This window comes from Streptomyces sp. DSM 116795 (genome assembly GCF_055792905.1).
The window spans coordinates 5,773,081-5,796,530 of the sequence record NZ_CM147707.1 but is presented as its reverse complement, the minus strand read 5'-3'; the positions used below and the strand labels follow the sequence as shown (position 1 = coordinate 5,796,530).

Here is a 23,450-nt window from a genome sequence, read left to right as displayed (position 1 = left end):
CCGCCGGGCTGTGCGCCCGCGATCCGCGTGATCCCGGCGTGAGCAGGGTCACACTTTCCGCTCCTTTTCAGGGGTACGTCAGGCAGTCGCCCGGCGGTACGGCCGAGTTCGCCGAAAGCGATCGTGCCCGTACCGCCGGGTACACGGCCCCGCGTCCCGCTGCCCGCCGACAAGTGCGAAGATGGGTCCCCGGCAGGACAGGGCCCCAGCGCGGCTTCACCAAGCCGAGTCCAGGGCCGAGCAGAACAGCGGCCGCAATACAGCCGCCCGGTCTGAAGGAGACCGGCTCCGGCGTACCCATGCATGGAGGACGTGACGTGGCGAACGACGCCAGCACCGTTTTCGACCTAGTGATCCTCGGAGGCGGCAGCGGCGGCTATGCCGCCGCACTGCGCGGGGCGCAGCTGGGTCTGGACGTCGCCCTGATCGAGAAGGACAAGCTGGGCGGCACCTGTCTGCACCGGGGCTGCATCCCCACCAAGGCTCTTCTGCACGCCGGCGAACTGGCCGACCAGGCCCGCGAGGGCGCGAAGTTCGGCGTGCAGAGCACCTTCGACGGCATCGACATGGCCGGGGTGCACAAGTACAAGGACGGCGTGGTCTCCGGGCTGTACAAGGGCCTGCAGGGGCTCGTCGCCTCCCGCAAGATCACCTACGTCGAGGGCGAGGGCCGCCTGTCCTCCCCCACGTCGGTCGACGTCAACGGCCAGCGCTACGAGGGCCGCCACATCCTCCTCGCGACGGGCTCCGTACCGAAGACGCTGCCCGGCCTGGAGATCGACGGCAACCGCATCATCTCCTCCGACCACGGGCTGCGCCTCGACCGCGTCCCCGAGTCCGCGATCATCCTGGGCGGCGGCGTCATCGGCGTCGAATTCGCCTCGGCCTGGAAGTCGTTCGGCACGGACGTCACCATCGTAGAGGGCCTTCCCCACCTGGTGCCGGCGGAGGACGAGAGCAGCTCCAAGCTGCTGGAGCGCGCCTTCCGCAAGCGCGGCATCTCCTTCTCCCTCGGCTCGTTCTTCGAGAAGGCCGAGTACACCAACGACGGCGTGAAGGTCAGCCTCGCCAACGGCAAGGAGTACGAGGCGGAGGTGCTGCTGGTCGCCATCGGCCGCGGCCCGGTCTCGCAGGGCCTCGGCTACGAGGAGGCCGGGGTCGCCATGGACCGCGGCTTCGTCCTCGCCGACGAGTACTGCCGTACGAACGTCGAGACGATCTCCGCGGTCGGCGACCTCATCCCGACCCTCCAGCTCGCGCACGTCGGCTTCGCCGAGGGCATCCTCGTCGCGGAGCGGCTGGCCGGGCTGAACCCGGTGCCGGTGGACTACGACGGCGTGCCCCGCGTGACGTACTGCCACCCGGAGGTCGCCTCCGTCGGCATCACGGAGGAGAAGGCCAAGGAGGTCTACGGGGCCGACAAGGTCGTCACCCTCAAGTACAACCTCGCCGGCAACGGCAGGAGCAAGATCCTCAACACCACGGGCGAGATCAAGCTGGTCCAGGTCCGCGATGGTGCCGTGGTCGGCGTCCACATGGTCGGTGACCGGATGGGCGAGCAGGTGGGCGAGGCTCAGCTCATCTACAACTGGGAGGCGCTGCCGGCCGAGGTCGCGCAGCTCATCCACGCACACCCGACGCAGAGCGAAGCCCTCGGCGAGGCCCATCTGGCCCTCGCGGGCAAGCCTCTGCACTCCCACGACTGACTTTGGGGCCTCCCCACGGCGGAGCCGTAGGGGAACGGGCGCTACCCCGCATCCGCACCATTCCGTTAGGAGCAACCGAAACCATGGCGGTTTCCGTAACCCTGCCGGCGCTCGGCGAGAGCGTCACCGAGGGCACCGTCACCCGCTGGCTGAAAGCCGAGGGTGAGCAAGTGGAGGCCGACGAGCCGCTGCTCGAGGTCTCCACAGACAAGGTCGACACCGAGATTCCGGCGCCCGCCGCCGGCACGCTCTCCTCCATCAAGGTCGCCGAGGACGAGACGGTCGAGGTCGGCGCCGAACTGGCTGTGATCGACGACGGTGGTGCCACGGGCGCGGCGGCCGAGGCCCCTGCCGAGCAGCCCGCGGCGGCACCGGCCGCCGAGCCCGAGCCGCAGGCGCAGCCCGAGCCGGAGCCCGCGGCCGCCGCGGCGCCCGCCGGCGGTGGTGGCGGCGGCTCGGCGCAGGGTACGGACGTCGTCCTCCCCGCGCTGGGCGAGTCGGTCACCGAGGGCACCGTGACGCGCTGGCTGAAGCAGGTCGGCGAGGAGGTCCAGGCGGACGAGCCGCTGCTGGAGGTCTCCACGGACAAGGTCGACACGGAGATTCCCGCTCCGACCGCCGGCACGCTGCTGGAGATCGTCGTCGGCGAGGACGAGACCGCCGAGGTCGGCTCCAAACTGGCCGTGATCGGCAGTGGGGTCTCCCCGGCGCAGCCAGGGGAAGGGTCCGCTCCGGCGGCCGAGCCCGCACCGGCACCCGCGCAGCCCGCGCCGGCGCCGGAACCGGCCAAGCCCGCCGAGCCCGAGCCCGCCCCCGCGCCGAAGGCGCAGGCCGCTCCGGCACAGGCGGCCCCGGCTCCCGCTCCGGCCCCGGCACCGGCGGCTCCCGCCGCTCCGGCCGCTCCGGCCGTGAGCGAGTCCGACGGCGCGTACGTCACCCCGCTCGTCCGGAAGCTGGCCAACGAGCAGGGCGTGGACCTGAGCACGGTCAAGGGCACAGGCGTCGGCGGCCGTATCCGCAAGCAGGACGTCACCGCCGCGGCGGAGGCGGCCAAGTCGGCCGCACGGGCACCGGCCGCCGCCACCACTCCGTCGGGCCCCAAGTCGCCGAAGCTGGAGCCCTCTCCGCTGCGCGGCCAGACCGTCAAGATGCCGCGTATCCGCAAGGTGATCGCGGAGAACATGATGAAGGCGCTGCATAACCAGGCGCAGCTGTCGACTGTCGTGGAGGTCGACGTCACGCGCGTGATGCGGCTGCGTGCCCGCGCCAAGGACTCCTTCGCGTCCCGCGAGGGCGTCAAGCTCTCCCCCATGCCGTTCTTCGTGCAGGCGGCGGCGGAGGCGCTCAAGGCGCACCCGTCCGTCAACTCCCGGCTCAACGACGACGGCACGATCACCTACCACGACGTCGAGAACATCGGCATCGCGGTGGACTCCGAGAAGGGCCTGATGGTCCCGGTCATCAAGGAGGCCGGGAACCTCAACCTCGCGGGCATCGCGCGCAAGACGGCGGAGCTGGCGAAGAAGGTCCGTGAGGGCGGGCTGGGCCCGGACGACATGTCCGGCGGCACGTTCACGATCAGCAACACCGGCTCGCGCGGCGCGCTGTTCGACACGGTCATCGTGAACTACCCGCAGGTCGCGGAGCTCGGCATCGGCGCCACCGTCCGCCGTCCGATGGTGATCGACCACCCGGAGCTGGGCGAGACCGTCGCCATCCGCGACATGGTCTACCTGACCCTCTCCTACGACCACCAGCTGGTCGACGGCGCTGACGCGGCCCGCTACCTCGGCGACGTCAAGGCCCGCCTGGAAGCAGGCGAGTTCGAGGGCGAACTGGGTCTCTGACCCGGCCACGGCCCCACGGGCTCACGGGCTCACGGCGGCCCCGCACGGACGGCTCCGGCTGCTCCGCGCGGGGCCGCCGTCGTTGCGGGGAGCAGAGCCGTCGCGGTGGCGGTGAACCGACGCGTCGCGGTTGCGGCGAAACCGACCCGCCGCGGCGCAGACCGTCGCAGCGAAGAGCCCCGGAGGCCGTGCGCCGCCGCGAGTGCGCGTACGATCGGCACCCGGCCGAAACACCGGAGAACACCGCATGCTGCGCATCCACTTCACCGGTACGGATCTGGCGCGCACGCACGTCGCCGAGGGCCCCGATCCCCTCTGGGAGACGGTCTTCAGCCTGCACATGCTGCGCGCCCGCTACGGCCGCCTGCCCTTCGCCGACTGGCGCCGCAGGGTACGGGCGGATCTGCGCCGGCACGGTTGCGCGGACGATGTGCGGCAGTTGCTGCCGCTCGTGCCGGACGCGAGCTACTTCCCCGACTTCCTCACACCGCCCGAGGGCCTGCTCGGCCTGGAGGAGGGCGTCGAGGCCGTCGTCGCCACGCCGCGCGAGCGGATCTCGCACGAACTCGGCATCCTGCACGAGCGCGTCGGCGCCCCGAGCTGGGCGCAGGACCTCACCGACCACTCGCCGCACGCCCGCCGCCGCCTCGGGGAGATGATCTCCGGGTATCACGCGAGGGCGCTCACCCCGTACTGGCCCGCGATCAGACGTCGCGCGGCGGCCGACCGTGCGGTCCGCGTCCGGGCTCTGCGTACGGGCGGAGTGGGCGGCGCCCAGGGCCTGTTGGCGAGCTTCCGCCCGGCGATGCGCTGGCGACCGCCCGTACTGGAGATCCCCACGCACCCCGTGGACCGTGATCTGCATCTGCAGGGACGCGGACTGCTGCTGGCGCCCTCCCAGTTCCTCTGGAACCGGCCGGTGCCGCTGGCCGACCCCGAACTGCCGCCCACGGTTCTGTATCCCCTCGACCGTGACCCGCGGTGGATGTCGACCGCTCCGTACGGCACCGGCGAGCCCTTCCCGTCCGCCGACGCGCTCGCCCGGCTGCTGGGCGGGACGCGGGCGGCGGTACTGCGGGCCGCGGCCGACGTGCCCAACACGACCGAACTCGCGCGCCGCGTGGGTGTCTCCCCCTCCGCGGCGAGCCAGCATGCCGCGGTGCTGCGTGAAGCGGGGCTCATCGTCAGCCACCGGCACGCCAACAGCGTTTTTCATCAGCTCAGTTCGGCCGGCGGCGCGCTGCTGCGGGAGCAGACGGAGGACGACTCCGGCCGGATGTGACGGGACTTCGGCAGCCGCCCGGTCGCTCTGCGTCCTTGCGCGGAGCAGGGCCCCCGTCTGCGGTTGCGAGGCAGACGGGGGCGCCCCTCGGGCGGCCGCGGCCGGTTGTCGCTTGCCGTTCCCGGCCGGCGACCGCCCCGACAACAGAGACGGGCCTGGATCGCGATCCGCGGCCCCTCTGCTGTCTCCCCCGGTACCCAGGACGGAGGTACGCCCTGTACGCAAGGGACTCTGACGGAGAAGCCCCGCTGGTGCCACGGTGTTGAAGCCGGAGGAACAACACCCAGGTCAGAGCGGCGAGTTGAGAGTCAAGGCCAGGTCACCCCCCGGTTCGGCGGGGAGCCCGAACGGCGCCCGCCCCGGACTGTCAGTGCCGGATGCGAGCATGCCGTTACCCGGTCGAAGAGTCATGAGGAGGCGTGAGTGACATGAGAGGCATGGTCCGCGATCCCCTGGAACAGCTTCGATGGCTGGACGTCGGCGAGGGGCACTGCCCGTTGGGCGAGATCTTCAGCGTGTCCTTCTTCCACGGCCTCGACGCGGACGAGGTGCTGCGCCGCTTCGGCGCCGACGCGCAGGGTGGCACGCAGCGCGGCGCAGAAGGCGGCGCGCGGATGAGCTTCAGCGAACTCTGTGACCGGGTGGGGAATCTCGTCCCGGAGAGCGACGGCGGAGCCGGCGTCCAGTATGTCGGTGTCCTGAATGCCGGCGAGTGGAGTGTGGCCGTCGAGGTGTCGGGATGGGAGGCCACCCTGCCCGACGTCGCTGAACGCCTCTCCCTGGCCTGCGAGTTGGTGGCAGTCACGCGTCACGACTACGCGGAGCACGACTTCGTCTACGCGGTCGACGGCAGCTTCGTCACCGGCTTCAACGCGCACACTCCCAGCTACCGGTACGGCAGCGACCCGGAAGCACTGAACCCGCTGATACGTGCGATCGGCCTGGATCCCCAGCACGAGGAGATGTGCCTGGACGACCCCATCGCGACGTCGTTCGCCCTGGCGGCCGAAATCACCGGGGTGGTCTTCACACCGGACACCCTTGAGCAGCCGCTGCTCGTCGGCAGCGTGAGCACGTAGGCACGGTCACGCGTCCGGGAGCTGCCCGCCCCGGTGCCGGGCGGCCCCGCATGACGTCGCCCAGTTCCCCGGCAGGCCGGCGGCCGGCCAGGACCTAGGTCACCTTCCGGCCGGACTCCATCGAGGCGATCATTCTGCGCAGCCGCTCCGCCCTGCTGCGCTGGTTCTTCGCCGTCGTCAGCCGGAGGATGACGATGTACCTGTCGCTCTTTCCGAGCTGGTCGAAGAATGAATGTGCCCGCCCGCTCCGTTCCAGCGCGGCGGTGAGGTCGTCGGGGACGACGGCTTCCTTCTGCGGCGGATACGCCGCGGCCCACCGCCCGTCCGCCTGCGCTGCCGCGACCTCCGTACGCCCCGGCTTCTTCATGCGCCCGGCGGCGACCAGCGCCTCGACCTTGCGGATGTTCACCTGCGACCACAGGCTTCCGCGCCGGCGGGGTGTGAACTTCTGCAGGTAGTAGGTGTCGTCGCAGCGCTTTCGCTGGCCGTTGATCCACCCGTAGCACAGGACGACGTCGAGGGCCTGTTCGTCCGTCACGGACGGCACCCCGGAGTTCTTCTTCGCCATCTTCACCCACACACCGGGCCGCTGGGCGTGATGCGCTGCGACCCATGCCTCGAACTCGGCTTCGTCGGCGCAGCGGATGACTTCCAGGTCGTCGGGTGAATCCATTGCCCACTCCACGGGGTGGTTCTCTCGCCTGGTGCGAAGTCTACGGGCACCCGGAAACCGGATCGCGCGAGCGGGACGCGGGCTGGCACGCTGCCGCGATGGACAGCATGGAAGCACTACTCATCGGTGGACGGGCCGGGGTCGGCAAGTCGAGTGTGGGGTGGGAGGTTTCGGTGTGGCTGCGTGCTGCCGGAATTCAGCACGCCCTCATCGAGGGCGACTTCATGGGGCACGTCCATCCGGCCCCGGAAGGGGACCCGCGCCGTACGGGGATCGTCGAGCGCAACCTCACCGCCGTCTGGGCCAACTACGCGGCGCTGGGCCACAGTCGCCTGATCTACACCAACACCCTCAGCGTCATGCCCGAGATGGGGGCAGTCTTCCGGCGCGCGATGGGTGCGGACGTGCGTATCGTCCGCGTGCTGCTCACCGCCTCCGACGAGACGTCCCGCGCACGGCTGACTGAGCGCGAGCGCGGGTCCGAGCTGGAGGCGGGGCTGAGGAGCAGCCTGCGCAAAGGACGGATGCTGGACAGGCGGGCGCCGGCGGACACCGTGCGGGTGTCGACCGACGGCCGTGACGTCGTGGACATCGCGCGAGAGGTCGTGGTCGCCACCGGCTGGGTGGCCGGGTGACGAACCACTCGCACACCGTGGCTTCCTGCGGGCGCGGCCGTAACCTACGGGGCCGTATCGTCGAGGCACCAGCCCCGCCGTGCCGCCCCGCGAACGCCCCAAGGAAGGAAGCAGCCCCCGTGACCTCGACTCCGTCCCCCTCCCGGCCGCTCGCCCACTCGCTGCGTGAGCAGATCCGCGAGCACATCGTGGACGGCATCGTCAGCGGCCGGTGGAAGCCGGGCGAGCGGATCGTCGAGCGGCGGATCGCGGTGGAGCTGGAGGTCAGCCAGACACCGGTGAGGGAAGCGCTGCGGGAGCTGGAGACGCTCCGGCTGATCGAGTCGGCGACCAACAAGGGTGTACGGGTACGGGAGTTGTCGGCGGCCGACCTGGAGGAGATCTACCCGGTGCGCGCAGGCCTGGAGCAGATCGCCGCGGAGCTGGCGGCCCCGCACCTTGCGGGTGACGCGTCCACGCTCCAGCCGCATGTGGCGGCGCTGTACGAGGCGGACCGCGCCGGTGACGGCGAGGCCCAGGTACGGCACACGGTCGCCTTCCACCGGGAGCTGGTGCGGGCGGCGGGCAACAGCGTGCTGCTGCACACCTGGGAGTCGCTGGGCATCGAGGTGTGGACGGCGCTTTCGATCCGCTGGCTGGGAACGGTGCAGCAGTCGTACGCGGAGGAGCACGAGGCGGTCATGGAGGCCTTCCGGCAGCGCGATCCCCGTATCGCGGAGCTGGTCAAGGCCCATGTCCTGGGCTGCGCGCCCGCGCCGCGCGACTCCGGGGCCTGAGCGGCTCTCGGCCTCCCGGGCTTCCGGCTTTCCGCCGCTCAGCGGACGTAGTTCTTGAGGATCTCCGTGTCCAGCTCGATGCCGACCGGCTCGGGGACGGCGCTCAGCCCGGTTCCAGTACGTCCAGCACCTCGTCGGCCAGAGCCGCCGCGACCGGTTCGTACGTACGGGCCAGCGTGCGGAAGCAGGTCTCGGCCCTGATCGCGGGCCAGTCGCCGGGAAGGTGTTCGGCCGGGAGGTGCGGGTCCTGGCGTACCAGCTGGAGCCAGTCGGTGTGCAGCATCAGCTGGCGCGCGAGGTCGTCGGGGGCGGAGGGCAGCGCGGGTCCGGGCGCGGTGTCCCAGCGCTGGAGGAAGGCCCGGTATCCGCCGGCGATCGACACGGTGTCGAAGGCCTTGCGTACGAGGTCGGCGGCCTCGGTCGGCTTGAACGCCTGTGCGCGGAGCACAGTGACGTGTTCGTCCAGGCCCAGCGGCGCGAGGATCGCGGCGGCGTCCTTCTCACCGGGGGCGATCCACAGCCCGCTCTGCAGCGGGCCGAAGCCCTCCCAGGTGAGCCGTGAGCGCAGGTCGTGCCGCTCTCGGCGGCGGCTGTCGGGCAGGGAGAAGCCCACGAGCGTCCAGGTGCCGTCCCAGTCACGGTTGACGGCGCCGGTCTCCCAGATGCGGCGGTGGCCGTCCTGGAGGACCTCCTCGGCGTGCGGCGTGAGGCCGAAGTACACCTTGCGGCCCATGCGGTGGCGCACGAGGAGGTTCCGTTTGGCCATGCGGGCGAGCGTCGAGCGGACGGCCTCCTCTCCGACTCCGGCGCGGGCAAAGACGTCGATGATGCTGCCCGAGTAGACGCCCGTGCCCCGTCCGAGCACGTGGATTCCGAAGAAGCTGAACATGAGGGACTGCGGACGGACGGCGGGCCCGGGCCCGCGGCCCTGGTCTTCTGCTTCTCCTGCTGCTTCTGTTTCTGCTTCTGCTTCTCCATGGCCCGGTTTCACACGGATGAGCGTAGCCTCCGAGAGCCGATGTTGTGCACATTATTGACGGACGTCTCAGAACAGCCTTACGTTCCTTGGCGTACCGACGCCGACGGAAAGTACGTGCCCATGGACTTGTCCGGGAAAGCAGCCGTCGTCACCGGCAGCGGCCGGGGGCTGGGCCTCGCCTATGCGGAGGCACTGGCCGTCGCCGGCGCGTCCGTCGTGGTCAACGACGTCGACGCCGAAGCCGCCGGAGCGGCCGTCGAGAAGATCACGGCCGGAGGCGGCCGAGCGGTGTCCGTGGTCGCTCCCGTCGGGGACGCCTCGACCGCGGACGCCCTGGTGGAGGCGGCGGTCGGGAACTTCGGACGGCTGGACGTCATGGTCACCAACGCGGGCGTCCTGCGCGACAAGGTGCTGTGGAAGATGTCGGACGAGGACTTCGACACCGTCGTCGGCGTACATCTGCGGGGCACGTTCACCTGTGCCAGGGCCGCCGCCGTGCGCATGCGCGAGCAGGGCACGGGCGGACGGCTGATCCTCGTCTCCTCCCCCGCCGGACAGCGCGGCAACTTCGGGCAGACCAACTACGCGGCGGCCAAGGCGGGCGTCGTCGCCATGGCCCGTACATGGGCGATGGAGCTGGCCCGCGCGGGTATCACCGCCAACGCGGTCGTGCCCGTCGCCGCCACCGAGATGACGAAGACGATCCCCGCGTTCGCGCCCGTCATCGAGGAGGCCGAGAGGACGGGTGCACCGCTGCCCGAATGGCTACGCAAGGACGAGGGGTTCGGGACCGCCGAGGACGCCGCCGCGCTCGTGGTCTTCCTCGCCTCCGACGCGGCGGGCGAAGTGACGGGCCAGGCGATCGGCATCGGCGGCGACAAGCTGGCCATGTGGTCGCATCCGCAGGAGAAGGCCGTGGCCTACGCGGACCGCGGCTGGAGCGCGGACGCGATCGCCGGCTCCTGGAGTACGGGCGTCGGCTCCAGCCCGGAGACGTACGGCATCCCCGCACCGCGGACACCGGAGGGCCCGCAGTGACCGGCGCAGCGGCCGGGCGGCGGCCCGGCGAACTCACCATCGACGCCGACGAGTTGACGGCGATCGACGTGCACACCCACGCCGAGGTCTCGGCGAGCGGGCACGGCTCGCTCAGCCCCGGGCTCTTCGGTGCCTCCGCCGAATACTTCAAGTCGCACACCGAACGGCAGCCCACCATCGGGCAGATGGCGGCCTACTACCGCGAACGGAACATGGCCGCCGTCGTCTTCACCGTCGACGCGGAGCACGCCACCGGCCATCCCCGTATCTCCAACGAGGAGATCGCCGAGACCTGCGCGCGCCATTCCGACGTGCTGATCCCCTTCGGGAGCGTGGACCCCTGGAAGGGGAAGGCCGCCGTGCGGGAGGCGCGCAGGCTCGTCACCGAATTCGGCGTGCGCGGCTTCAAGTTCCACCCGAGCATCCAGGCGTTCTCACCGGACGACCGTATGGCCTACCCGCTCTACGAGGCGATCGAGGAACTCGGCGTCCCTGCCCTCTTCCACACCGGCCAGACCGGCATCGGCGCCGGTGTGCCGGGGGGCGGCGGGATCCGGCTGAAGTACAGCAACCCGATGTCGGTCGACGATGTCGCCGTGGACTTCCCGGAGTTGCGCATCGTCCTCGCCCATCCGTCCTTCCCGTGGCAGGACGAGGCACTGGCCGTCGCGACGCACAAGCCGTACGTGCACATCGACCTGTCCGGCTGGTCACCGAAGTACTTCCCGCCGCAGCTCGTGCGCTACGCCAACAGCCTGCTCAAGGACAAGGTCCTCTTCGGCTCCGACTATCCGGTGATCACGCCCGACCGCTGGCTCTCCGACTTCGACAAGCTGGAGATCAAGCCCGAAGTACGTCCCAAGATCCTCAAGGAGAACGCGGCACGGCTGCTCGGTCTGACCAAGCCGGCACCCGGCGGCCCGGCGAAGGGAGTCAGCACGTGACCACGAAAGCTCACGGCCTGGAGGAGCTGAAGGCCCTCGCGGGCACGGACCTCGGCGGCAGCGACTGGCTGGAGATCACCCAGGAGCGGGTCGGCACGTTCGCCGACGCGACGGACGATCACCAGTGGATCCATGTGGACACGGAAGCGGCGGCCTCCGGTCCCTTCGGCGGCACCATCGCGCACGGCTATCTCACGCTCTCCCTCGTCATCCCGCTCTTCACCCGGCTGCTGGAGATCAGCGGCGTCTCGATGAGCGTCAACTACGGGCTGAGCAAAGTGCGTTTCCCCAGCCCGGTACGCGTCGGCAGCAGGATCCGGCTGACCGGCACCGTCGGCGCGGTGGTGGACGTCGCCGGCGACGGTGTGCAGATGGAGCTGAACTTCGCCGTCGAGAACGACAGTTCGGAAAAGCCCGCCTGTGTGGGCCAGGCCCTCTACCGGCACTACGCCTGACCCGGCTGAGGCAGGCCCGCTGAGCCCGGCGATCACCCTCACCCCCCTCACCCCCTCACGATCGCCCTGAACTCCCTGAACTCCCTGAACCTCCCTACGGACACGGGACGGCAGCCATGGACAGCACACCATCGCCGCACACCGGCAGTACCCAGCTCCGCCGAGCGGTCACCTCCAGCTTCTTCGGCAGCGTGATCGAGTACTACGACTTCCTCCTCTACGCGACCGCCTCCGCGATCGTGTTCAGCAAGGTCTTCTTCACCGACCTTGACCCGCTGGCCGGCACCGTCGCCAGCTTCGGCACCTTCGCCGCCGGATATCTGGCCCGTCCCCTCGGCGGCGTCGTCTTCGGGCACTTCGGCGACCGGCTGGGCCGCAAGCGGATGCTCGTGATGACGATGACCCTGATGGGCACCGTCAGCTTCCTCATCGGCGTGCTTCCGACGTACGAACAGGTGGGCAGCTGGGCGGCGGTCATGCTGGTGCTGCTCCGCGTCCTGCAGGGCGTCGCGGTCGGCGGCGAGTGGGGCGGCGCCGTGCTGATGTCCGCCGAGCACGCGAGGTCGCGGCGGGGGCTGTGGGCGAGCTTCACCAACGCCGGAGCTCCGTTCGGCATGGTGCTCTCCACCGCGGCGCTCACCGGGACCGGCGCCCTCGTCGGCGAAGAGGCGTTCCTCGCATGGGGATGGCGCATTCCGTTCCTGCTGAGCATCGTGCTGCTGGCCGTCGGACTGTTCGTACGGCTGCGCGTCGAGGAGACCCCGGTCTTCGCGGCGGCCCGCGCCGGGGGCGGTACCGGGGACGCCGCTGAGGGCGGCGGCAGGCTGCCCCTCCTGGACGTGCTGCGGCGCCATCCGCGGAACCTGCTGCTCGCGGTCGCCGTCGGGCTGGCGGCCTTCGTCGCGCAGGGCACGCTGACGACCTTCCTCATCGCCCACGGCGTCCAGAACGGCCACGAGCGGCAGACGGTACTCAACGCGCTCACCCTCTCCTCCGCGCTGGCGGTGCCGGCCATCATCGGCTGGTCGGCGCTCTCGGACCGGCTGGGCAGGCGGCCCGTCGTCCTCGCGGGGGCGGTCGCCATGGGCCTCTTCTCCTTCGCGCTCTTCCCGATGGTCGACGCCGGGAGCGCGCTGCTGCTGACCGTCGCGCTGGTGCTGGGCCAGTCCGTCATCCACCCGATGATGTACGGGCCGCTGGCGGCGCTGTACGCCGAGCTCTTCAGCACCCGCAGCCGGTACACCGGTGCCTCGCTCGGCTACCAGCTCGCCGGGCTGGGCGCCGGCCTGGCGCCGCTGCTCTTCGCCGAGATCCAGCGGGCGGCCGGCGGCGGCGCGACCCTCGTGGTGTCCCTGGTCGTCGCGGGCTTCTGCGCACTGACCGTGGTGAGCATCCTGCTGCTGGGCGAGACCCGCGACCGGGACCTCTCGGAGAAGGCAGGACCCGGCCCCCGTCCCCTGGCGAGGAGTTGAGGATGCGCAACGAGGGCATCGGATCGTGGCCCGTACGAAGGGCACAACTCTCGCCCGGCCGCACGGCGTTCATCCACGACGGCGAGCCAGTCACCTACGCCGCGGTCCACGAGCGCAGCGTCCGGCTGGCCTCGCGGCTGCGGTCCGCGGGGGTGGAGCCGGGCGACCGGGTCGCGTATCTGGGCGCCAACCACCCGTCGTTCGCCGAGACGATGTTCGCCACGCACATGATCGGCGGCATCTTCGTGCCGCTCAACTTCCGTCTGACGGCCCCCGAACTCGACTACGTACTGGGCCACTCGGGGGCCTCCGCGCTGATCCACGCCCAGGAGTGCGCCGTCGACGCCCTCACGGCGCAGCCCCGTACCGTCGTGTCGCTCGCGGACTACGAACCCTGGCTCGCCTCCGGCGACTTCGCCCCGCTCGACATCCCCGTCTCGCGGGACGATGCCGCCTTCATCCTCTACACCTCGGGGACCACCGGCAGGCCCAAGGGCGCCGTCCTCACCCACGCCAACGTCATCTGGAACACGCTGAATCTGATGGTCGGCCTCGACATCGCCTCGGACGAGGTGACGCTGATCAGCGCCCCGCTCTTCCACGTCGCCGCGCTGAACCAGACGCTGCTCCCGACGTTCCTCAAGGGCGGCTGCAGCGTGATCATGCCGACGTGGGACGCCGACACCGCCTACGACCTGATCGCCGAGCACCGCGTCACCTGGATGTTCGGCGTGACGACGATGTTCGCCGCCTTCGCCCAGTCCCCGCGCTGGGCGGGCGCCGACCTCTCGTCCCTGCGCAGCCTGATCTCGGGAGGAGCACCGATTCCCGAAGCCCTGATCCGTACGTACCAGGAACGCGGCCTGGTCTTCTGCCAGGGCTACGGGCTCACCGAGACCTCACCCGGCGCGACCTGGCTCGAAGCCGCCGAGAGCATCAGCAGGGCGGGCACGGCGGGCCTGCCCGTCTTCTTCGCCGATGTGCGCCTCGTACGGCCCGACTCGACGGACACCGAAACGGGCGAGAGGGGCGAGGTCCTCATCGCCGGCCCCAACGTCTCACCGGGCTACTGGAACGACCCCGAAGCCACGGCCGCCGCCTTCTCCGAGGGCGGCTGGTTCCACTCCGGGGACATCGCCACGCGTGACGAGGACGGCTACGTCACGATCGTCGACCGGGTCAAGGACATGTTCATCTCGGGCGGCGAGAACGTCTACCCGGCCGAGATCGAGGCCGCCCTCTTCGAGCATCCCGCGATCGCGGGATGCGCCGTGATCGGCGTTCCGCACGAGAAGTGGGGGCAGGTGGGCCGCGCCTTCTTCACCCTGCGCCCCGGCATGCACGCGTCCCCGGACGAGCTGCGCTCCTTCCTCGCCGCCCGCCTCGCCAAATACAAGATCCCGGCGCACTTCGACGAGACGGAGTCGCTGCCGCGCACCGGCTCGGGCAAGGTCCAGAAGCAGAAGCTGCGCGAACTCCCGCCGCCACCCCGGGGTTAGGGTCTGACCCATGCAGGACGAGGTCGCGGAGTTCCGCCGCTCACTGGGCCTGGACGCCCTCATCGACGTCCACACCCACTTCATGCCGCAGCGCGTACTGGACAAGGTGTGGGCGTACTTCGACGAGGGCGGCCCTCTCGTCGGGCAGCCCTGGCCGATCGCGTACAGGCACGAGGAGGACCAACGCCTGGCGCTCCTGCGCGACTTCGGCGTGAAGGCGTTCACGTCGATGCTCTACCCGCACAAGCCGGACATGGCGCGCTGGCTCAACGACTGGGCTGCCGACTTCGCTTCACGCACCCCCGACTGCCTGCACACGGCGACGTTCTTCGCCGAACCCTCCGCCGCGGACGACGTACGGCGGGCCCTGGACCAGGGCGCGCGGGTATTCAAGAGCCACCTCCAGGTCGGTGCGTACGACCCCAACGACCCGACGCTCAAGGAAGTCTGGGGGCTGCTGGCCGAAGCCGGCGTCCCGGTCGTGACGCATTGCGGCTCCGGCCCCGCGCCCGGTCCCTTCACCGGCCCAGGGCCGATCGCCGCGCTGCTCGCCCGCCATCCCCGACTGCCGCTGATCGTCGCGCACTTGGGGATGCCGGAGTACGAGGACTTCCTCGAACTGGCCGAGCGCCACGAGAAGGTCATGCTCGACACGACCATGGCCTTCACACCGTTCGTCGAGGCCGCCGCGCCCTTCCCCCGCCGCGCGCTCCCCCGCCTGGCGGCCCTCCAGGACCGCGTCCTGCTCGGCACGGACTTCCCCAACATCCCGTACACCTACGCCGACGCGCTCCGGGCCCTCGAAGCGACGGACCTCGGCCCTGACTGGCTCCGGGCGGTCTGCCACGACAACGCGGCGCGGCTGTTCGACCTGTGAGCGGCGGGCCTCCGGTGAGCGGCCGGCCTCCGGGCTTCGCACCTCGCCGACGGCACCGGTACGGGCTGCCGGCGGCCGGCCCTCACCGCGCGTCGTCAGACGAGCACGGCGCTCCCCGCCCTTGAGCGCCGAAGGCCGATGAACTCGAGCTCGGCGAAGACCGCGACCACCAGCGCCGCGGCGACAATGAAGGCCGTTCCCAGGCCGGTGAGCGGCACGACGTCCGCGAAGGCGAGCACGAGCATCGCCACACAGGACAGCGCGTTGCCCACGACGACGGCCGCGGCGAAGCGCGCCGGGATCTCCGGATAGCCGGCGATGAGGCCGAGTGCGGCGGCGCCGCCCAGCATGGCGATCCCGAACGGCACGGACCAGGTCGCCGGCAGCCCGAGCAGGCCGCTGAGCCACCCGCTGCCGGCGAGCATGACGACGCCGAAGACGGCGGTGCTCCAGCCGTCGACGCGCAGGATGGTGCGCAGCAGATCCGGTGCGGCGCTGCCGGCCGCCGGCCGCTGGGCGGTCATGGCTGGAGTGTTCATGCGGGCCTCCTTGGTCTACGGGCCGGCATCCGGCATGCCCGGCCTGGTGAGAAGGTGGCAGCGCACCGGCCATGGACTCAATGACCTCCGAGGTCATGGCAGCTGTGACCCGGACGCCGATAGCCTCGCGGCCATGGATGTGGAACAGCCGTCCCGGGTGGGCGCACTGCTTCGGGACTGGCGCCGGCGCCGCAGGTTCAGCCAGCTCGATCTCGCCCTCCTGGCAGAGTCCTCCGCGCGCCACCTGTCCTGCGTGGAGACCGGCCGTGCACGACCGAGCCGGATGATGCTGCTCCGTCTGTCCGCCGCCCTGGACATCCCGTTGCGGGAGCGGAACACCTTGCTGCTGGCCGCCGACTACGCACCGGCGTACCGGGAGAGCGGCCTCGACGACGAGTACATGGCGTCGGTCCGTTCCGCGCTCGACGCCATGCTGGCGGCGCACGAGCCGTACCCCGCCGTCGTGGTCGACCGCTGCTGGAACGTGGTGACCGGCAACCGGGCGATGTCCCTGTTCATGGACGGCATACCGCCTCATCTCCTGGAGCCGGCACCGAACGTGTTCCGGCTGGCTCTGCATCCCGACGGGCTGGCCCCGCACATCTCCAATCTCGGCGAGGTCCGAGCCCTCTTCCTCGAACGGCTGCTCCGCCAGGTCAACGCCACCGGAGACCCGGAACTGCGGGCGCTGCACGCGGAGGTGGGCCGGTACCCGCTGCTCGACGGCGAGGAGCCGGTCGCCGATGCCGACGTCCCGGCAGCGCAACCCGGCCCGATACAGGTCCCGTTGAGAATGCGCACCCCGCACGGCGAGCTGTCGATGTTCACCACCATGGCGACATTCGGGGCCCCGGCCGACGTGACGCTGTCGGAGCTGGCGATCGAACTGTTCTATCCCCTCGACGAGTTCACCACGAAGACCCTCCGCGAGCTGGCTGCGCCGCCCGGCCCGTAGGGCTGAGCTGGAGGGCTGCTCGGTGGCGCCCCGTCCACCCCGCTGCAGCGATCGGCCCGCGGCCCGGCGTCCCGTACACCGGTGGGGGTGGGGTGCGGGGTCGTCACGGTCCACGTCTGCACGCCGCAGCGGGCCGCGACGTGAGGCGTCGGGGCCGGAGGGGAGGGGCGGGTTCACGGGAAAACTAATGGGGTCTCCCCAGCGAAGCGAGGGGAAGTGATTTGTGGCCGCTGCAAAGCCGACGAATGCGATTGCGTGGGCGGCCGTAAATCATGCCTTTCCCGTGGGCCCGTCCCGGACCGCAGGTCCCGGCGCCGCCCCCGACCCACCCACCGGCATCGATCGCCCCGCGCCAGCGGACCCGGCACCGGGTGCCGATTTCCGCGGCACGGAATGCCAATTTCGGTGGAAGCTTTGATCGATCATCGATCGTAGGCGTACAGTCCGAATTGCTGGGCCGACCCTGTCCTGCCAACCAGGGAGAGACCCGCACCCGGGAGGCCTCCCGACCCCCGTCGTCCCGACCCCTCCCCACCCCCCGTCCATCCCCGTCCGTCCCGTCCGGAAGGTGGCCACCATGCCCCGCCCCGTACGCAACAGTCCGAGCGAGCTCGACCAGCTCACGGACCGCGACCCGCAGGAGACCGCCGAGTGGCGTGAATCGCTAGACGCCGTCATCGCGCATGCCGGCCCCGAGCGCGCCACCTACCTCATGCGCCGCGCCCTCGGCCACGCCCAGGACAGCGGACTGGCGCTGCCGAATCTGCTGGAGACGGACTACGTCAACACCGTCCCGACCGCCGCCGAGCCGGAATTCCCCGGCGACGTGGAGATGGAATCCCGCATAACCGCCTGGAACCGCTGGAACGCCGCCGCCATGGTCACCCGTGGCAGCCGCTACGGCCTCGGCGGGCACATCGCGACGTTCGCCAGCGCCGCATGGCTGTACGAGACGGGCTTCCAGCACTTCTTCCGCGGCAAGGACGGCCTGGACGACACAAGTGCGGGCGCCTCCGCCGGCTCCGGCGACCAGCTCTACATCCAGGGCCACGCCTCCCCCGGCATCTACGCCCGCGCCTTCCTCGACGGCCGCCTCACCGAGGCCGACCTCGACCGCTTCCGCCAGGAGACCGCGGCTCCCGGGGAAGGCCGCGGCCTGCCGTCCTACCCGCACCCCCGCCGGCTGCCCTGGCTGTGGGAATTCCCCACCGTCTCGATGGGCATCGGCCCGATCAACGCCGTCTACCAGGCACGCTTCAACCGCTACCTGACGAACCGCGGCATCAAGGACACGTCCGCCTCCCACGTCTGGGCTTTCCTCGGCGACGGCGAGATGGACGAGCCCGAGTCGACTGCTGCCCTCGCCCTCGCCGGGCGGGAGCAGCTCGACAACCTCACCTTCGTCGTCAACTGCAATCTGCAGCGCCTCGACGGCCCGGTCCGCGCCAACTTCAAGATCGTGCAGGAGCTGGAGGCCCAGTTCCGCGCGGCCGGCTGGAACGTGGTCAAGTCGCTGTGGGGCACCGCCTGGGACGAGCTGTTCCAGCTCGACACCACAGGTGCCCTGGTCAAACGCCTGCGTGAGGTGCCGGACGCCCAGTTCCAGACGTACGCGACCCGCGACGCCGCCTACATCCGCCAGCACTTCTTCGGCGCCGACCCGGCCCTCGCCGAGATGGCGAAGCTGCTCTCCGACGAGAAGATCGCGGCCTGTTTCCACACCTCCCGTGCGGGCCACGAGCCGCGCAAGGTGTACGCCGCGTACAAGGCGGCCGTCGAGCACAAGGGCGCACCGACCGTGATCCTCGCGCAGACCGTGAAGGGCTGGACGCTGGGCAAGGGCTTCGAGTCCCGCAACGCCAACCACCAGATGAAGAAGCTGACCGGTAAGGAGTTCCGCGCGATGCGGGACCTGCTCGGGCTTCCCATCTCGGACAGCAAGCTGGACGACGAGCTGGTGCCGTACGTGCACCCGGGCGAGGACTCCCCCGAGGTGCGCTACCTCCAGGAGCGCCGCGCCGCGCTCGGCGGGCCCGCGCCGGCACGCAAGGTGCACCCCGTCGCCCTGCCCGAGCCTTCCGCCAAGCCCTTCGAGGCGCTGAAGAAGGGCTCCGGCAGCCAGGAGATCGCCACGACCATGGCGTTCGTACGGCTGGTGAAGGACCTGATGCGGGAGAAGGAGACCGGCAGGCGGTGGGTCCCCGTCGTCCCCGACGAGGCACGCACCTTCGGCATGGAGTCCCTGTTCCCGTCGGCCGGCATCTACTCGCCGCTCGGTCAGAACTACGACCCCGTCGACCGTGACCAACTCCTGTACTACAAGGAGGCGTCGGACGGTCAGATCCTCAACGAGGGCATCACGGAGGCCGGTTCACTGGCGGACTTCACGGCTGCCGCCACGTCGTACGCGACGCACGGCGAGCCGATGATCCCCTTCTACATCTTCTACTCGATGTTCGGCTTCCAGCGCACCGGCGACCAGTTCTGGTCCCTGGCCGACCAATTGGGTCGCGGCTTCGTCATCGGCGCCACTGCCGGACGTACGACGATGACCGGCGAAGGCCTTCAGCACGCGGACGGCCACTCGCCGCTGCTGGCCTCCACCAACCCGGCCGTCGTCACCTACGACCCCGCGTTCGCCTACGAGGTGGGCGCCGTCGTCAGGGACGGGCTGCGCCGCATGTACGGTCCGGACCCGTCCCGCAACGAGGACGTCTTCTACTACCTCACCGTCTACAACGAGCCGAAGGCGCAGCCGCCGCAGCCCGCGGGCGACGGCGTCGAGGAGGGCATCCTCAAGGGCCTCTACCGCTTCAGCGAGGGTGAGAGCGCCGAACCGGGCGCGCCCCGCATCCAGTTGCTGGCCAGCGGCACGGCCGTCCACTGGGCACTGGAGGCTCAGCGGCTGCTGGCCGAGGAGTGGGGAGTGACCGCGGACGTCTGGTCGGCGACGTCGTGGAGCGAGCTGCGGCGGGACGCGCTGGAGTGCGACGCCGCGCAGTTGCGGGGCGAGGACCGCACCCCGTATGTGACGCGGGCGCTGGAGGACGCACCCGGGCCGGTGCTCGCGGTCAGCGACTGGATGCGGGCCGTCCCGGACCAGATCAGCCAGTGGGTGGCGCAGGACTGGACGTCGCTCGGCACGGACGGTTTCGGCCTGTCCGGCACCCGTGAGGCCGTACGCCGCCACTTCGGCGTGGACCCCGAGTCGGTCGTCGTCGCCGCGCTGGCGCAGCTCGCGCGGCGGGGCGAGGTCAAGCGCGAGACGGTACGGCGGGCGGCGGAGGGTTACGGCCTGGCCTGACTCTCCGGGCCGGCTCGTCGGGCGGCGCGCGGCGCGCGGCCTACGGCGGACGGCGGACGAATCCGGCGGGCGGCACCGTCCGCCGGATTCCCGGAGTCCCGCGGCCCCTCGTGGCCGCGGGGCTGCGGGGGCTCCCGGGGCGCCACGCGCCCGCTTCCCGGCACAGTGGTTCACTGCCGCACGCACACGGCGGCAGAATGCTGCCATGCGCGCGGCCCGGCTGATCAAGATGGTGCTTCTGCTCCAGACCCGGCGTGCCATGACCGGTGCCGAACTCGCCGCCGAGCTGGAGGTTTCCGAGCGTACGGTCTCCCGCGACGTGCTCGCACTGTCGGAGGCCGGGGTGCCCGTCTACGCGGACCGGGGGCGCAGCGGCGGCTACCGCCTCGTCGGCGGATACCGCACGCGGCTCACCGGCATCGGCCGCAGCGAGGCCGAGGCGCTCTTCCTCTCCGGTGTGCCCTCCGCGCTGCGGGACATGGGCCTGGCGGACGCGGCGTCCGCGGCCAGGCTGAAGGTCTCCGCCGCGCTGCTTCCCGAACTGAGCGACGCCCACCGTTCGGCGGCGCAGCGCTTCCATCTCGACGCCCCCGGCTGGTGGCAGCCCTCCGAGGAGCCGCCGGAGCAACTGCCCGCACTGGCGGACGCGGTGTGGGACGACCGCAGCGTGCGGATGCGTTACCGGCGCCGGGGCACGGAGGTGGAGCGGGAGTTGGAGCCGTACGGGCTCGTACTCAAGGCGGGCGTCTGGTACTTGGCGGCGCGCGTGGCGGACGCCGGCGACCGGCGGGTCTACCGGGTCGACAGGGTCACGGGCGTCGAGGAGACGGGTGAACGCTTCCTACGGGACGAGGAGTTCGACCTGTCGGCCTTCTGGGAGGAGCGCTCCTCGGTGTTCGCGCAGTCGATCCTGCGCGACGAGGTGGTACTGCGGCTCTCGCCTGCCGGCAGACGGATGCTGCGGCACGCGACCGACCGCCGGGCCGCGGACGAGGCATTGGCCAAGGCCGGCTGCGACGTGCCGGAGAACGGCGCGGCGAAGAGCCGGGAGCGGGAGCGCCGGGAGCGGGAGCGCCGGGAGGCGGAGACCCGGGCTCCGGATGGCGGGGAACCGCGCGGAGGGGCGGAGCCGGAGGGCGAGGAGGCGGTGACCGTCGTTCTCGCCGTGGAGTCGGTCGACGTCGCCTACACCCAGCTGCTCGCCCTGGGCCCGGAGTGCGAGGTCCTCGAACCGCCCGCGCTGCGCGAACGGTTCGCGGAGGCGGCACGGCGCATGGCGTCGCACTACGGGCCCGGCGGGGCGTAGCGGGCCGGTCGGCGCGGGGCGCGCGGTCAGCGGTAGCCGGTCACGTCCGCGGACTTGCTCTCCTGATCGACCTCCACCATGTAGCGCCACGCGTCCGGCGCCGAGCCGTCGACATCGGTGAAGCCGTACTCCTGCGCGAGTCCGCCGCTGGAGAGCGAACGCCCGTTGAACCGGCTCACGTCCGGATCGGCCGCGAGCGCCGTGACGGCACGCCCGACGAAGACGGGCGATTCGGAGATCGCGAAGTGCGGGTTCTGCGCGGTGCCTTCGAGCCAGTTGTCCTCGGTGACCTTGAAGGCGGTGTCGAGCATGAACTCGGAGCGCAGCCAGCCGGGCGTGAGACACACGGCGGTCGCCCCGTGCTCCGGCAGTTCCTCGGCCAGTGCGTGCGCCATCCGCAGCGGGCCGTACTTGGCCAGGTCGTAGTAGAAGGGCTTGCGGTACCGGGTGCCGTTGAACTCCTCGGTGCCGTCGGTGACTTCGACGACCAGACCGCCCGGCCTGCGGATGAGCAGCGGGATCGCGTACCGGCTGGTGACGATGTGGCTCTCCACTCCCAGCCGCAGAATCCGCAGTCCCTGCTCCAGGTCGTGCTCCCACATCTTCTTGTCCCACTGGACGAGGTGGTCGCCACCCCAGATGTCGTTGACGAGGACGTCCAGACGGCCCTGCTCACTGTCGATCCGCTCCACCAGCTCACGAACCTGGCCGGGCTCCAAGTGGTCTGTGGGCACTGCGATGCCCGTGCCGCCCGCCTCGTCGACCAGCTCCGCGGTGCCTTCGATGGTCTCGCTCGTGCGGCCGATCTCGCTTACGTGCTCGCGGGTGGTACGGCCCGTGGCGTAGACGGTCGCACCCGCTCTGCCCAGCTCCACGGCCATGGCCCGGCCCGCGCCCCGTGTGGCGCCGGCGACCAGCGCGACCTTGCCGCTCAGCGCCCCTGCTGTGCTCACCGTCGGTCCTCCTCTGTGTTCACCGTCGGTCCTCCTCCTCTTACTGCGGTCCGCACGTCCCGCGGTCCGCTGCGCACAGCACGCTCGCACGGAAACCGGACACCTCACGTCGGTCTTTCCGGGTTTTCGGGACGGGTCCACCACGAGTGACACATGGGATGGTCACAACAGCGGCACATTGAGACCTTGACGCACCCTGGTAACGACAAGGCGGCATCCGAGGGAGTCCGCGTGCGTCTGGCGGGTACAAGGCGGATGCTGTGTTCGTGATGGACGAGACCGAGTTCTGGGCGCTGATCGATTCCACCCGCGAGGACGCCGAGGGCGACCCCGAGGAGCAGGCAGACCTGCTCATCGAGCGGCTGACGCGGCTCGATCCGGACGCCGTGATGTTCTTCGCCCGGCACTTCGAGTCCCGCTACAACCGTGCCAACCAGTGGGACCTGTGGGCGGCGGCCTGGATTCTGCTGGACGGCGTCAGCGACGACGCCTTCGACGCGTTCCGCTGCTGGCTGATCGGCCAGGGCCGTGAGGTCTTCGAGCACGCGGCGCACGACGCCGACTCCCTCGCCGACGTCCTGGAGGGCTTCGACGAGGAGCTGGACGGCGACGCGGAGGATCTCGGCTACGCGGCCGACGAGGCGTACGAGCAGCTCACCGGCATCATCATGCCGGACCTCGGCCTGCCGGACCCGCCGGAGGACCCGACCGGTGTCTCCCTCAACCTGGAGGACGACGCCGCCCTCGCCGAACGCCTCCCCAAGCTCTGGGACCGCTTCCGCGGCTGAACGCCGGCCGGCCGGTCACGGCTCGGTAAGCGGACGTCCCATCAGCACGTCATCGACGTACTCCCCGTTCAGCAGGAACTCACCGGGCAGCACGCCCTCCACGGAGAAGCCGGCCGCGCCGTACAGCTCGCGGGCGGCCTCGTTGTGTGCGAGCACCCGGGGGCGCGGGTGCACCGCATACAGGGGTGACCAGCTGATCCGGTCCAGCTCGCCGAGCCGGGTCTCGTCGGCGAGGGTTGCGGGGCGAACGGCGGGTGGGGTGGGCATGGGCGCAACAGTGCCTCGCTCCCCCACAGCTACGCGTGGGAGGTACCCCCAACGCCCGTCCACCGCTTGTCGGACA

21 protein-coding genes are annotated in these 23,450 nt (G+C 70.9%); 16 read left to right on the top strand and 5 right to left on the bottom strand.

Going from position 1 to position 23,450, the window contains the following annotated elements; all coding sequences use genetic code 11:
- Window positions 1-317: 317 nt before the first annotated feature.
- The 4 genes from lpdA (at window position 318) to ACSMXX_RS24955 (ending at window position 5,914) form a co-directional block, all read left to right on the top strand.
- Window positions 318-1,706: a dihydrolipoyl dehydrogenase gene (lpdA, locus tag ACSMXX_RS24970; protein WP_473180941.1), complete on the top strand. Its 1,389-nt coding sequence runs from the start codon at window positions 318-320 to the stop codon at window positions 1,704-1,706.
- 83 nt (window positions 1,707-1,789) lie between these two features.
- Entirely contained in the window at window positions 1,790-3,553 is a 1,764-nt protein-coding gene (gene sucB / locus ACSMXX_RS24965; RefSeq protein ID WP_473180940.1) for a 2-oxoglutarate dehydrogenase, E2 component, dihydrolipoamide succinyltransferase, read from the top strand.
- A 247-nt stretch (window positions 3,554-3,800) separates the two neighbouring features.
- A complete protein-coding gene (locus tag ACSMXX_RS24960; protein ID WP_473180939.1) occupies window positions 3,801-4,835 on the top strand; it encodes an ArsR/SmtB family transcription factor in 1,035 nt (344 codons plus the stop codon).
- Between the two features lie 428 nt (window positions 4,836-5,263).
- Window positions 5,264-5,914, top strand: a complete 651-nt coding sequence (locus ACSMXX_RS24955) for a DUF6461 domain-containing protein (RefSeq protein ID WP_473184949.1) — start codon at window positions 5,264-5,266, stop codon at window positions 5,912-5,914.
- 94 nt (window positions 5,915-6,008) lie between these two features.
- Here the strand turns inward: ACSMXX_RS24955 and ACSMXX_RS24950 are convergent, their stop codons facing one another.
- Window positions 6,009-6,587: a YdeI/OmpD-associated family protein gene (locus ACSMXX_RS24950; protein WP_473180938.1), complete on the bottom strand. Its 579-nt coding sequence runs from the start codon at window positions 6,585-6,587 to the stop codon at window positions 6,009-6,011.
- 98 nt (window positions 6,588-6,685) lie between these two features.
- On the opposite strand from ACSMXX_RS24950, the gene ACSMXX_RS24945 reads away from it, so the two are divergent.
- Both ACSMXX_RS24945 and ACSMXX_RS24940 read left to right on the top strand, forming a co-directional pair.
- Window positions 6,686-7,222, top strand: coding sequence for a P-loop nucleotide/nucleoside kinase family protein (locus ACSMXX_RS24945; protein WP_473180937.1), 537 nt, complete (start codon window positions 6,686-6,688; stop codon window positions 7,220-7,222).
- 119 nt (window positions 7,223-7,341) lie between these two features.
- On the top strand, window positions 7,342-7,998 hold the full coding sequence (locus ACSMXX_RS24940; protein WP_473180936.1) for a GntR family transcriptional regulator: 657 nt from the start codon (window positions 7,342-7,344) through the stop codon (window positions 7,996-7,998).
- 103 nt (window positions 7,999-8,101) lie between these two features.
- Here the strand turns inward: ACSMXX_RS24940 and ACSMXX_RS24935 are convergent, their stop codons facing one another.
- Complete coding sequence (locus ACSMXX_RS24935; RefSeq protein WP_473180935.1) at window positions 8,102-8,989, bottom strand: PaaX family transcriptional regulator; 888 nt, start codon at window positions 8,987-8,989, stop codon at window positions 8,102-8,104.
- Between the two features lie 108 nt (window positions 8,990-9,097).
- Here ACSMXX_RS24935 and ACSMXX_RS24930 point away from each other — a divergent pair, with 108 nt between their 5' ends.
- The 6 genes from ACSMXX_RS24930 to ACSMXX_RS24905 all read left to right on the top strand — a co-directional run bounded on the left by ACSMXX_RS24930 (window position 9,098) and on the right by ACSMXX_RS24905 (window position 15,262).
- Window positions 9,098-10,015 carry an SDR family NAD(P)-dependent oxidoreductase gene (locus tag ACSMXX_RS24930; RefSeq protein ID WP_473184948.1) on the top strand — a complete coding sequence of 306 codons (918 nt, stop codon included), beginning with the start codon at window positions 9,098-9,100 and terminating at the stop codon, window positions 10,013-10,015.
- 38 nt (window positions 10,016-10,053) lie between these two features.
- A complete protein-coding gene (locus ACSMXX_RS24925; protein ID WP_473184947.1) occupies window positions 10,054-10,959 on the top strand; it encodes an amidohydrolase family protein in 906 nt (301 codons plus the stop codon).
- A complete protein-coding gene (locus ACSMXX_RS24920) occupies window positions 10,956-11,414 on the top strand; it encodes a MaoC family dehydratase (RefSeq protein ID WP_473180934.1) in 459 nt (152 codons plus the stop codon). The genes ACSMXX_RS24925 and ACSMXX_RS24920 overlap by 4 nt, the downstream gene beginning before the upstream one ends.
- A 116-nt stretch (window positions 11,415-11,530) precedes the next feature.
- On the top strand, window positions 11,531-12,886 hold the full coding sequence (locus ACSMXX_RS24915) for an MFS transporter (RefSeq protein ID WP_473180933.1): 1,356 nt from the start codon (window positions 11,531-11,533) through the stop codon (window positions 12,884-12,886).
- Window positions 12,887-12,888: 2 nt separating this feature from the next.
- A complete protein-coding gene (locus ACSMXX_RS24910; protein WP_473180932.1) occupies window positions 12,889-14,385 on the top strand; it encodes an acyl-CoA synthetase in 1,497 nt (498 codons plus the stop codon).
- Between the two features lie 10 nt (window positions 14,386-14,395).
- The gene (locus ACSMXX_RS24905) at window positions 14,396-15,262 is read left to right on the top strand and encodes an amidohydrolase family protein (RefSeq protein WP_473180931.1); all 867 of its coding nucleotides are present in this window, start codon (window positions 14,396-14,398) and stop codon (window positions 15,260-15,262) included.
- Window positions 15,263-15,357: 95 nt separating this feature from the next.
- On the opposite strand, the gene ACSMXX_RS24900 is transcribed toward ACSMXX_RS24905, so the two are convergent.
- The gene (locus ACSMXX_RS24900) at window positions 15,358-15,801 is read right to left on the bottom strand and encodes a hypothetical protein (RefSeq protein ID WP_473180930.1); all 444 of its coding nucleotides are present in this window, start codon (window positions 15,799-15,801) and stop codon (window positions 15,358-15,360) included.
- Between the two features lie 133 nt (window positions 15,802-15,934).
- Between ACSMXX_RS24900 and ACSMXX_RS24895 the strand changes: the two genes are divergently transcribed.
- From ACSMXX_RS24895 to ACSMXX_RS24885, 3 genes are all read left to right on the top strand, one after another.
- Window positions 15,935-16,756, top strand: a complete 822-nt coding sequence (locus ACSMXX_RS24895) for a helix-turn-helix domain-containing protein (protein ID WP_473180929.1) — start codon at window positions 15,935-15,937, stop codon at window positions 16,754-16,756.
- 577 nt (window positions 16,757-17,333) lie between these two features.
- Window positions 17,334-20,060: a pyruvate dehydrogenase (acetyl-transferring), homodimeric type gene (aceE, locus tag ACSMXX_RS24890; protein WP_473180928.1), complete on the top strand. Its 2,727-nt coding sequence runs from the start codon at window positions 17,334-17,336 to the stop codon at window positions 20,058-20,060.
- A gap of 205 nt (window positions 20,061-20,265) precedes the next feature.
- Window positions 20,266-21,366 carry a helix-turn-helix transcriptional regulator gene (locus ACSMXX_RS24885; protein WP_473180927.1) on the top strand — a complete coding sequence of 367 codons (1,101 nt, stop codon included), beginning with the start codon at window positions 20,266-20,268 and terminating at the stop codon, window positions 21,364-21,366.
- Window positions 21,367-21,392: 26 nt separating this feature from the next.
- Here the strand turns inward: ACSMXX_RS24885 and ACSMXX_RS24880 are convergent, their stop codons facing one another.
- Window positions 21,393-22,319, bottom strand: a complete 927-nt coding sequence (locus ACSMXX_RS24880; RefSeq protein ID WP_473180926.1) for an SDR family oxidoreductase — start codon at window positions 22,317-22,319, stop codon at window positions 21,393-21,395.
- Window positions 22,320-22,588: 269 nt separating this feature from the next.
- On the opposite strand from ACSMXX_RS24880, the gene ACSMXX_RS24875 reads away from it, so the two are divergent.
- Entirely contained in the window at window positions 22,589-23,107 is a 519-nt protein-coding gene (locus ACSMXX_RS24875; protein ID WP_473184946.1) for a DUF4240 domain-containing protein, read from the top strand.
- A gap of 15 nt (window positions 23,108-23,122) precedes the next feature.
- On the opposite strand, the gene ACSMXX_RS24870 is transcribed toward ACSMXX_RS24875, so the two are convergent.
- Entirely contained in the window at window positions 23,123-23,374 is a 252-nt protein-coding gene (locus tag ACSMXX_RS24870) for a GNAT family N-acetyltransferase (RefSeq protein ID WP_473180925.1), read from the bottom strand.
- Between the last annotated feature and the right edge of the window lie 76 nt (window positions 23,375-23,450).